At 46.8% G+C, this 10,343-nt stretch carries 8 protein-coding genes; all 8 read right to left on the reverse strand.

All coding sequences use genetic code 11. The features are described from left to right. Window positions 1-200: hypothetical protein (locus tag FDX03_RS21540; RefSeq protein ID WP_170973115.1), on the reverse strand; the 200-nt coding region annotated here is incomplete at its 3' end. A 28-nt stretch (window positions 201-228) separates the two neighbouring features. Beyond that, the gene (gene tdcD, locus FDX03_RS21545; protein ID WP_061068664.1) at window positions 229-1,437 is read right to left on the reverse strand and encodes a propionate kinase; all 1,209 of its coding nucleotides are present in this window, start codon (window positions 1,435-1,437) and stop codon (window positions 229-231) included. Between the two features lie 31 nt (window positions 1,438-1,468). Next, entirely contained in the window at window positions 1,469-2,800 is a 1,332-nt protein-coding gene (gene tdcC, locus FDX03_RS21550; protein WP_005131699.1) for a threonine/serine transporter TdcC, read from the reverse strand. Window positions 2,801-2,822: 22 nt separating this feature from the next. Then, window positions 2,823-3,812, reverse strand: a complete 990-nt coding sequence (gene tdcB / locus FDX03_RS21555) for a bifunctional threonine ammonia-lyase/L-serine ammonia-lyase TdcB (RefSeq protein WP_048213358.1) — start codon at window positions 3,810-3,812, stop codon at window positions 2,823-2,825. A gap of 98 nt (window positions 3,813-3,910) precedes the next feature. Continuing rightward, window positions 3,911-4,849, reverse strand: coding sequence for a transcriptional regulator TdcA (tdcA, locus tag FDX03_RS21560; protein ID WP_048213359.1), 939 nt, complete (start codon window positions 4,847-4,849; stop codon window positions 3,911-3,913). A 674-nt stretch (window positions 4,850-5,523) separates the two neighbouring features. Then, window positions 5,524-7,425, reverse strand: a complete 1,902-nt coding sequence (locus FDX03_RS21565; RefSeq protein ID WP_249357145.1) for an ATP phosphoribosyltransferase regulatory subunit — start codon at window positions 7,423-7,425, stop codon at window positions 5,524-5,526. An 84-nt stretch (window positions 7,426-7,509) separates the two neighbouring features. Next, window positions 7,510-8,778: a histidine--tRNA ligase gene (hisS, locus tag FDX03_RS21570; RefSeq protein ID WP_115601417.1), complete on the reverse strand. Its 1,269-nt coding sequence runs from the start codon at window positions 8,776-8,778 to the stop codon at window positions 7,510-7,512. Then, window positions 8,775-10,127: an amino acid permease gene (locus tag FDX03_RS21575; protein ID WP_137346564.1), complete on the reverse strand. Its 1,353-nt coding sequence runs from the start codon at window positions 10,125-10,127 to the stop codon at window positions 8,775-8,777. Before FDX03_RS21575 ends, hisS begins: the two co-directional genes overlap by 4 nt. Between the last annotated feature and the right edge of the window lie 216 nt (window positions 10,128-10,343).

Here is a 10,343-nt window from a genome sequence, read left to right on the forward strand (position 1 = left end):
CGGATGCCCGCCATGACTTTTTCCCACAATGCTGTGGTCGCAGGCGTGGCTTCGGCGAGGAAAGATTCATCCCCTTCATAAGGTGTATAGTTGTGCTGAATAAAATCACGGACATTAATTTCTTCTTTCCAGTCCGTACCTTTAAAGCCATTCCAGGCTTCGGCATACAGCATATCGCTGGTATCGATATTTACCTTCATGAAAAATAATCTCTCTGCTGAAAATTAATTATGCAAATTCTACTGGTGTATTAATTTTGCCTAACGCAATGGCATCACGCGCAATCATTTTCTCTTCATTCGTGGGAATAACCGCACAAATAACATGAGCATCTTTATTGGAGATAATTCTTTCGCCATGGGAATTTGGCAGACTATTCATTTCACTGTCGATATTCACACCTAAAACAGCAAGGTGCTCAATCACCAGGCGGCGAATTAATACCGAGTTTTCACCTATTCCACCGGTGAAAATAATCCCATCAAGACGATGCAGCGATGCGGCATGCCCGGCGATATGACGCGCGATGCGATGCACAAACGTTTTAATCGCCAGTTGCGCACGCTCATGTCCCTCGTGCCAGGCTTTTTCCAGCGTACGTAAGTCGGACGACAAACCGGAAATACCCAGCAGGCCAGATTCCTTATTCACTACGCGTTCAAGGTCGCTTAGCGTCTGGTTGGTTTCACTGGCGATCCACGCCATCGCACCGAAGTCCACATCACCGCTGCGTGTCCCCATCATCAGGCCTTCCAGCGGCGTCATCCCCATCGAGGTATCCACGCTCTGTCCATTACGCACCGCACAGATAGACGCCCCATTCCCGAGGTGAGCCACAACCAGGCCAGAATCATCGTGCGGTAGCTCAAGCAGCTCATGCGCACGTTGAGAAACATAGCGATGCGACGTGCCGTGGAAGCCGTAACGACGAACACCCAGCTCCTCAAAATATTTCCACGGTAAACCGTACATATACGCTTCAGGCGCCATTGTCTGGTGGAAGCTGGTATCAAATACCGCAACCTGCTGCCGGCCAGGGAAAAGGTGCTGAGCAGATTCGATTCCGCTTAAGTTCGCATAATTATGTAACGGTGCTAAAGGAGAGACCCGGCGGATATTTTCGATAACTTCATCAGTAATAATGGCTGATTCGGTAAAGATATTTCCGCCGTGGGCAATGCGGTGGCCAATTAAGGCCACGCTGTCCATTAAATTACGTTTCTCCAGTTCAACGGCAATGGCTTTTAATGCGTCTTCGTAGCTGTGGTGAGCCAGCTTAGCTGGCTCTCCTCCATTAATTGCTATGAACGCATTTTCAGAGTTAATACCGTCTGCAATTCCCGCCAGTAAAACTTCACAGTTTGCTGCATCCAGCACTGAGAATTTAATGGAAGATGAACCACAGTTAATAACCAGTACTACCGGAAACTCATTCATTTCACTACTCCGCTCATCCTGAGCTTATGGATTAAAACAGTTTGTAGACAATGTTCAGGATGGTCAGCAGACCAATCGCGGTAACAAACACGTTATCCAGACGGCCACGGTATTTCGCCAGTGACGGCGCTTTACGGATGGCATACATCGGCAGCAGGCAGAGCAGTGAGGCGATAATCGGCGCGCCCATTGCTTCAATCAGGTCCAGGATGTTCGGGTTGGCGTAAGCCACAACCCAGGTGGAGCCCATGATGAAGATCATGCTGATGGTGTTCAGTTTGCCGACGGAAACTTTCGTTTTATCGCCTTTGTAACCAAACTTCAGCACCAGACCGTTCAGACCTTCCAGCGTACCCAGATAGTGGCCGAAGAAAGATTTGAAGATAGCGACCAGGGCGATGATAGAAGCACCGTACTCCAGAACGGTCGCGAAGGTGGACTTCGTACCGGACAGTGACGCGAAGTGGTTCGCCAGGTAAGACAGTACTGGAATGTTCTGTGCTTTCGCATCCGCCATATTTGCCGGAGACAGCGTAAACAGGCAGCTAAAGGCGAAGAACATAACCACGGCAACCATCAGCATACTGGCGCGGGAGATGATTTTGGAACATTTCTGCTCGGTAAATTCGCGACCGAAATCTTTCTCATACTCTTCGCGTTTAGAGACCACGAAGGAAGAAACGATTGGCGAGAAGTTGAAAGAGAACACCATGATGGAAATACCCAGCCATACGGTAACCAGGATGCCGTCATGGCCAGTCAGTGCGATATTGCTGAGATCAACCTGATCGATAACCGCAGAGTTCCAGTAAGGAATCAGTGACAGAGAGATTAGCACCAGGCTGGCGATAAACGGCCATACCAGGTAGCTCATCACTTTAACCATCAGATCTTTACCGAACCAGATGACGAATGCCATCAACAGCAGCAGGAACAGAGCTACAAAGCCACGGTTTAACGCGGGCATCTGCAGCTGGTTTTCCCAGAAGGTCATAAAGGTGTTGGTAATGGTGACGCCATAAATCCACAGCAGCGGACAAATCGCAAAGAAGTAGAGGAACGTGATAACCACGCCGCCCGTTTTACCAAAGTGCTCTTCAACCGTTTCTGTGATGTTACCGGAAGGATTAGAACCGGAAAGACACAGGCGTGCCAGCGCACGGTGGCAATAGAAGGCGATGGGGTATGCTAACACCAGCATGATCAGAATGGGGATCAGTCCGCCAAAACCTGCGCGGATAGGGAAGAACAGCACCCCTGCGCCGATGGCTGTACCAAATAAACCCAGTGTCCAGGTGGTGTCCGATTTGCGCCAGGACGACTGTTTTGTCTGGCTGGATACAATGCTATCAGTAGTACTCATATCCTATCCTCAACGAAGTATATTAAGCGTCAACTAAACCAGTAATTTGAGATACACGAGAAAGGTCGATATTACCGCCAGAAATAATGCTGACTGTTTTTCTGTTCTGGATATAGCTATCTAATTTCCCGCTTAATAATGCTGCGCATGCCAGCGCACCGGCACCTTCAGTCACAACTTTATTTCGCTGAATTAATGCCACCATGCTGTTGCGAATTTCATCTTCGCTGACCAGGACAATGTCATCCACCAACTCACGAACAATTTCATACGTTAAAGTACCCGGGCGAGAGACGTCACAACCATCCGCCAGGGTGCCGGTCGTTCGGTGCGTGGTTATTTCTCCAGCGTGGAAAGATGCCGCCATGCCGTGAACGTTTTCAGACTGCACACCAATAATTCTAATTGTTGGGTTGATAGATTTAATTGCTACGGCAATACCCGCAATCAGTCCGCCACCGCCAATTGGTACAATCACGTTATCGACATCGTACAGATCTTCTAAAATTTCCAGGCCAATCGTTCCCTGGCCCGCAATAACTTTCGGGTCATCGTATGGCGGAATAAAGATACGGCCTTCCGTTTCCACAATCTCGCTGACCTTCGCGATGGTGTCGTTGAAGTTGTCGCCGTGCAGCACAACTTCTGCGGAATAATCGCAGGTTGCCGCCACTTTAGACTTCGGCGCGCCTTTCGGCATCACCACTTTGCCGTCGATGCCGAGCATGGCGCAGGAGAGAGAAACGCCCTGTGCATGGTTACCCGCAGAACACGCCACCACGCCCTTCATTCTTTCTGCTTCAGTTAAGGAACTGAGCTTGTTAAAAGCGCCACGGATTTTAAATGAACCGGTACGCTGCATGTTTTCAAACTTGAGGAAAATTTCCCCTTTGCAACGTTCACTAAAATAGTTAGAGCGAGGCATTCCCGTTTTATAAATTTTCCCCGCCAGTCTTTTTTTCGCTTCGAGGATATCTTCAATTGCAACTGGGAGATCGTATGTAATGTGCATTAGAACCTCTTACCTGGGTATTAAAGTAAATAGATAGCCGTGACCAACGTCTGATATAGACCGATGGCGTTAATTTCTCATTAAAACAAGTTCAATCTTTAATCAATTTCAATTAATTGCTTTCGCCTACAAGAATTATATGATGAATATTCTTTGGCTAATTCAACCAAAATAGATGCTGCTTTTTTTATTCGATAATTTTTAGACCAAACGGCGGCATAACGTGCAACCGGTAAGGCTTCTTCTACCGGGATAGTAATAAACTGGTCTGAACCAAATGGGGCGGTCATATCACAGGGAATTACTGTTAAGAAATCAGCATTGAGAACAAGATTATAAATCGTGACAACGGAGTCTGTTTTAACGATGTTTTCACTGCTGATGCCATTATTTTGTAACGTGGTGAGAAGTTCGCTGTAGTAACCCATATTCGTTTGTGGCAACACCCACTGTTCGTTTTTCAACGCGCTCAGCGAGGTGATGCCGGTGCATGTTCGGGACTTACTGGCCACCAGAATAAACTCTGACTCAAAAAGCGGCTCAACATGGAGGTCCTGCAGTTTCATCTCATCACTTAGCGTACCAATGGCGAAATCCAGACGCCCATCGCGTACCGCAGGTAAGAAAGAGGAGAGCTGAGCCTCATACATGGAAACCTGCGCTTTCGGGAACACCTCTTTAAATTTTTTTATCATGCCGGACATGATGGTAAAGGCGATCAGTGAAGGGAAGCCAAACGACACATCAACGACCGCGTTGCTGGTCATGCTGTTCATCTCATCAACCATGTTTTTCATTTCGCGGGTAATGGATTCAGACCATGAAAGCATCACCTGACCTGCCTGGGTCAGTGTCACACCGGTATTTTTACGTACGACTAACTCAATGCCAAAATAAGCCTCAACATCGTTAATGATTTTGCTGACAGCGGGTTGAGTTAAACCTAATTCTTTTGCAGCCGAGCCGATAGAACCACTTCTAATGACTTCCTGAAAGACCACTAAATGCTGTGTTTTAGGGAGAGTAATAGTATTCATATCGACCTGCGTTAATTACTTTGTTGACGGCAGGAAGTGTACCAAATTAAGCAATCGAGGATATGTGCGACCACTCACAAATCCCCTTCACTTACATTTTGTAAGATTATTATTAAACAATAAAATTCTTTATAATCAACAAATTATAAAAACACGATCTCACTTTAACCTGACTTTAATCAAAAAAAGATGGGGGGATAACGGAATTTTATGGCAATAACACACCTGTTTTTTCCGCTATTTCCAAAAATCGTGAAAGGCTATATTTCAATCAATTACAGAGCAATTATCCGGCAAAATGATGCTTAAATTTAATAAGCAACTTATCAAATTTAATTATATTTTAATTGTAACCATGAATAAATAACGCCATGCATCACATTTTTTCGCCTTATTTGTTTGTAAAGAAACATTGCATTTATTAATATTTAAACCAAATCACACATAAAATCATCATATGCAACATTGTATTAACACTGATTTTGTACGATTTATCAGCGAGTAATTTTGTGATGGCGATCGATTGCGTTCATTTATTCTCGAGAAAAACGTATCGCACAGCGTTTTGTGTTGGTTGTCACAAAACTGGAAATATCCACCAGTACCTTTTACCAGATAAAGAACGTTATCCCCTTCAATAAAGGGAAGGCCACTTCTCATTGCGAGCCACCGGGTTACATCATTAACGCCATACTTAAATGCGCTGTCACTTCATGAAGGGGGATTTGCACCCAGCAATGGTTTTCTTCATCACAAAAAGTGACCTCATTGTCGCTGCCGTCTATAAGCAAAATAAAACGTGCTCCCTGGCGTTGCGCGTTCTTCTGCCGGGTCGATAAGCGTAGCGTGGAGCAGTCATTGACAATGCTCAAATGCGGGAAATTACGCCTGAGCCGGCGGCCAAGTAGTATTGCCTGATCCCGTGCCCGTTCCTGGCTGGGTATGATGACAACATCGACATGCTTAGCATAATCGCTGCTTTTTTTCGTAGCGGTAAGCAACTGCATAATCGGTTCCAGCATGAAAGCGAAGCCGCATGCAGAGACAGGATGCCCAATTAGCCGACTGGCGCTATTGTCGTAACGCCCGCCCCGACACAGTAATTTATTGTGATGCAACGAATCCGCATACCATTCAAAAAGCTGGTCGTTATAGTCATTTACGGGGAAGAGATTTTTATCGTGGGTAAAAGGGATATTCAGTGCAGTCAGTGAGTCGCAAAGGTGCGTAAAACGCTGACGGGATTGTAATGACAGGCATGCTTCAAGTTGCGGTGCCTTTTCTGCCAGCCGCAGCATCAAATTATCTTTATCACTCAGTAAGCGCTCAGGATGTTGCTCCAGGCAAGCTAACTGTCTGGCATTAAGCAGTGATGCCAGCGGCTGATAGTATTGCTGCAAGTGACGGCGAAATTGAGTGAACTCTTCGACATTGCCTAATGTATTGATTTTGAGTTCGACAAACGGCAACAGTTGTAGCGATTTGAAAAAATCGTACTGTAAGGAAATGAGTTCAATCTCAATGCCAATATCTGGATAGCCAAACGCTTCCACGCCCAATTGATGAAATTGGCTGATATTCTGCTGGTTCTGACGGCGGAACATTGCCCCCAGATACCATAATCGTGTGCCAATTTGTAAATTCTGATATTGCGATAAAAGCCGTAGACAGCCCATCGTTCCATCACCGCGAAATAACGCCTGATGATTAAGCATTAGCTCATCACTTTCACCGGAAAAAGACCTCGTAGCGTTTTCTTCCAGCCTTTCAAGAAGCGGCATGCGGATCTCCTTGTAGCAATACTGCTGCAATAAATACTCCGCTTTTTTTTCCAGCCACTCCCAGTCCGCGGCGGGGTTCTGGTAATGCTTACGTGGACGACCACTTTTTCGTGGCCGCAGATTCCGCTGATATTTTTCTTCCAGCGACTGAGAGTAAGGTGTCGTTGCCAGTAGGCAGTTTTGCGCCAGTGATGACTCAATACGCGTAATGACTGCCGGAACAATCATCCCCAGGCAAAAGCGCTGGTAGGCACCGGAACGCTGCGCCGCATTTTCTCCGAGGCGCAGGTACTCTTCATGGGGAGTGATCCGCACTTCGGGGGAATCAGCAAAACTATGATGCGGAGTTTCATCCACGCAATGGCATTCAACGTATTTTTTTGTCAGTAAGAAATAGGCGTTGGGTTCGACGGGGCAGCAATTGTATCGACTATCCCAAAGCGTGCCATGGCGTTGGTGACGGTGGTTGAAGTAGTGGGTGTAACCTTTGGCGATATATTGCATAAAACGCCCGAGGCATTCTTTATCAGGAGCGGACAGAAATAAAAATATTTTCTTTGATGAAAGTGAATACGCATGTAATCTTACCGCATAGATACTCATTGCAGTATCGACGCATTGATAAAAATACTGGTAATCTTCTTCACCTTTAAAAATAGTTTCATCATTATGCCCGCACAATTGCACGAGGTGAGGAATTCCATCGATAAATAATCGGTTTTTTCGTGGCATAGGAATAATGTTTAAATAATATTTAAGTTGGCTAAATAGTTTTTTTATTAGTGCATAAGCCACGTCTGTTAATATATTCGGATTTCTAGAGAATCTTACAGGAGCTACCAAAAGACAACAAGATGCCCTTTTGATAGCCCAGTTCACTTATTTCTGGTTAAGCTCATCAAGTCGTAATGCAATATCTTGAATCGCTAGTAAATTTTGCTGGTTATTTTGTAAATCCCAAAGACGAATTTGTTGATCAGCATTAATGGTCAGAATAAAACGACAACCGCTCTTAAGGGCATTCTGATGCTGTCGTTTAAGTTTGGTACCGCTACAATCAGTGAGGACACGCAAACCAGGCAAGTCTCGACGAAGCGCGCAAGCCAGCACTTGCACCTGTATGCCCCCATCCTCCAGCTCGCTGGTAATCACAACGTCAGGATGGAATTGCCACTGAGGATTCAGACCGTCATAAACAGTCTGCAGCAGAAGCAACAATCGTTCGATACCTATGGCAAACCCACAGGCGGGCAATTTCTTACCATTAAATAACTCAGCCAGACCATCATAACGACCACCACCGCAGACTGTCCCCTGAGAACCTAAGTCATCGGTAATCCATTCAAAAACAGTGCGTGAATAGTAATCCAACCCGCGCACCAAGCGTGGGTTAATGTGATAGGTTATATCGGCATTGTCGAGCAGAGTCCGCAACGTATTGAAATGCCGCTGTGAATCATCCTCCAGAAAATCCAGTAAACGAGGTGCGTTCTCTATCATTTCTTGCATTTCAGGGTTTTTACTATCGAGGATACGCAGAGGGTTTGCGTCCAGACGCTTGATGCTGTCTTCGTCCAACAAGTCTCTATGTTGAGTAAACCAACTCACCAGTTCCCTGCGATGTGCCTGGCGTTCTTCCGGCGTCCCTAATGAGTTAATTTCCAGCCGGACGTTCTGTGATATGCCTAAATCTTCAAATAGATCGCGCACCATAAAGATCAGTTCAGCATCAACATCGGCACCAGACATTCCGAAGGCTTCGACGCCAAACTGCGTGAACTGGCGTAACCGCCCTTTTTGCGGACGCTCGTAACGAAACATCGGTCCCTGATACCACAAACGCTGTGACTTGTTGTAACACATGTTATTTTCCAGGACCGCACGCATACATCCGCTGGTCCCTTCCGGACGCAAGGTAATATGCTCACCGCTTTTATCGGTAAAATCGTACATTTCTTTTGAGACAATATCGGTCGCTTCACCCACCGCACGTTCAAAGAGCGCAACGGGCTCCAGGAGCGGCAGACGCATTTCCTGGTATCCATAACGAAACGCCATTTGATGAAATTTACGCTCCAGCCACTGCCACATTGGTGTTTCGTCAGGCAGCACATCGCGCATACCTCGTATAGCCTGAATTTTGCTCATGACAACTCCTTGCTTAATAAAGAAAAAGATTGTTCAGTCAAATTGTGCTGCGGGACACCCTTGTTCAGACGATGGCGCCGGGCAACATAAAGAAGGTAAAGAGGGATGGTGATCATCTGTAAAATAATGCCCCATACCACGGTAGAGGCACTCTCTGTCATTAGCGCCAGTGCAATAAAGCTCAACGCAACCAGGCTGAGGCAGCAATAACTCCAGAAACTGGCATCACCTCCCCGGCGATGAACAACTATCATGACCGGCAGTGATACTGCAGCAAATGCATAGGGGAGTAAGCTGGCAGAGATGGCCAATGTAATCACGCTCTGGAACTGGTTCTGCAGATTTGGCGACAATGTGAATAGCAGGAGCGCAGTCATCAGCGCTGCAGTAAAAATCAACCCACACCAGGGAACACCATGGCGGTTAGTACGGGCAAAAAAAGCAGGGAGTAAATTATCTTCCGCCGCAGCCCTGGGCACTTCAGTTTGCAGGATTTGCCAACCAGGCATCGCCCCGAGGCAAGCGATAACGACCATGGCTGAAATAATCGCCCCAACCGTACTTCCCCACATTGCTTTTGCGCTGTCGGCAAAAGGAGAGGAGGAGTTCATCAGCACATCATGGGGGAGTAGCCCCATCATGACATTGGTTGAACTGGCATAACATAACCCAGCGAGCCCCAACCCTAACAAGGTGGCCAGAGGTATTGTGCGGCGTGGGTTTTTCACTTGGCTAAACGAGACAGATGCAGATTCAATGCCCAGAAAACCCCATAATGAGATAGTTGCCGCGTTAATGATTGCCTGATGATCACTGACGCCACTAAGATTCCAGGCTGCCTGATAACGCGCAACGTCAAAATGTCCCCAGCCCATGACGCCGATGCTGAGGATCACCAGCACCATGCAGCTGCCCGTGAACATTTGCATATAGCCAACCCGTTTCGCTCCACGTAATCCCCAAAGAACAGAGCACCAAAGCAGCACAATGCATGCTGTCGTACCATAAAGTGGGTTGTGTAATACCGGGAAGAAGAAAGAGAGATATCCCACGCCGGCTAACAGCAGCGCGCAGTTGCCAATCCACGTTGACAACCAATAGAACAATGTCATTTGTAGGCCGATAAAGGGGCCAAAGCTGGCAGAAATACTGGCTATGATGCCGCCATTGCGCGGAAATAACTCACTCATTTTGCAGAAAATGAGTGCCAGGGCAGCAATCGCTAAAAACGCGAGTCCCCATCCCCAGACAGAGATTGAACCTATTCTCGCAAGCGTGGCAGGCAGCATAAACACACCGCTACCCATCATATTTGATGCTGTCATCATGGTCAGCGCAAGCAGACCCATTTGGTTTGTCTTCGCGCAACATTTATCCATGCCAGTCCTCATTTAATAGATCATAGTGAGATGAACGGGACTCCTCCCGCGCATGTCCAGGGCCAAAGTTTGTCGTTACAACCCATCGGTAAAGCGTTAATCTCGTTGAAGGCTCTGTAAGAACAGAGCCTGATAGACGCAACCGATAATGATTGGTCTCGGCATCGGTTGCGCCGCCCCTGAGGG

The organism is Citrobacter sp. wls827, assembly GCF_005280875.1.
In the GTDB taxonomy this organism is placed as follows: Bacteria; Pseudomonadota; Gammaproteobacteria; order Enterobacterales; family Enterobacteriaceae; genus Citrobacter; species Citrobacter youngae.

What these genes read in the sequence shown, in the direction of transcription:
- tdcD (WP_061068664.1), bottom strand. Translation starts at nt 1,437, where the DNA reads ATGAATGAGTTTCCGGTAGTACTGGTTATTAACTGTGGTTCATCTTCC.
- tdcC (WP_005131699.1), bottom strand. Translation starts at nt 2,800, where the DNA reads ATGAGTACTACTGATAGCATTGTATCCAGCCAGACAAAACAGTCGTCC.
- tdcB (WP_048213358.1), bottom strand. Translation starts at nt 3,812, where the DNA reads ATGCACATTACATACGATCTCCCAGTTGCAATTGAAGATATCCTCGAA.
- tdcA (WP_048213359.1), bottom strand. Translation starts at nt 4,849, where the DNA reads ATGAATACTATTACTCTCCCTAAAACACAGCATTTAGTGGTCTTTCAG.
- hisS (WP_115601417.1), bottom strand. Translation starts at nt 8,778, where the DNA reads ATGAGCAAAATTCAGGCTATACGAGGTATGCGCGATGTGCTGCCTGAC.
- FDX03_RS21575 (WP_137346564.1), bottom strand. Translation starts at nt 10,127, where the DNA reads ATGGGTCTGCTTGCGCTGACCATGATGACAGCATCAAATATGATGGGT.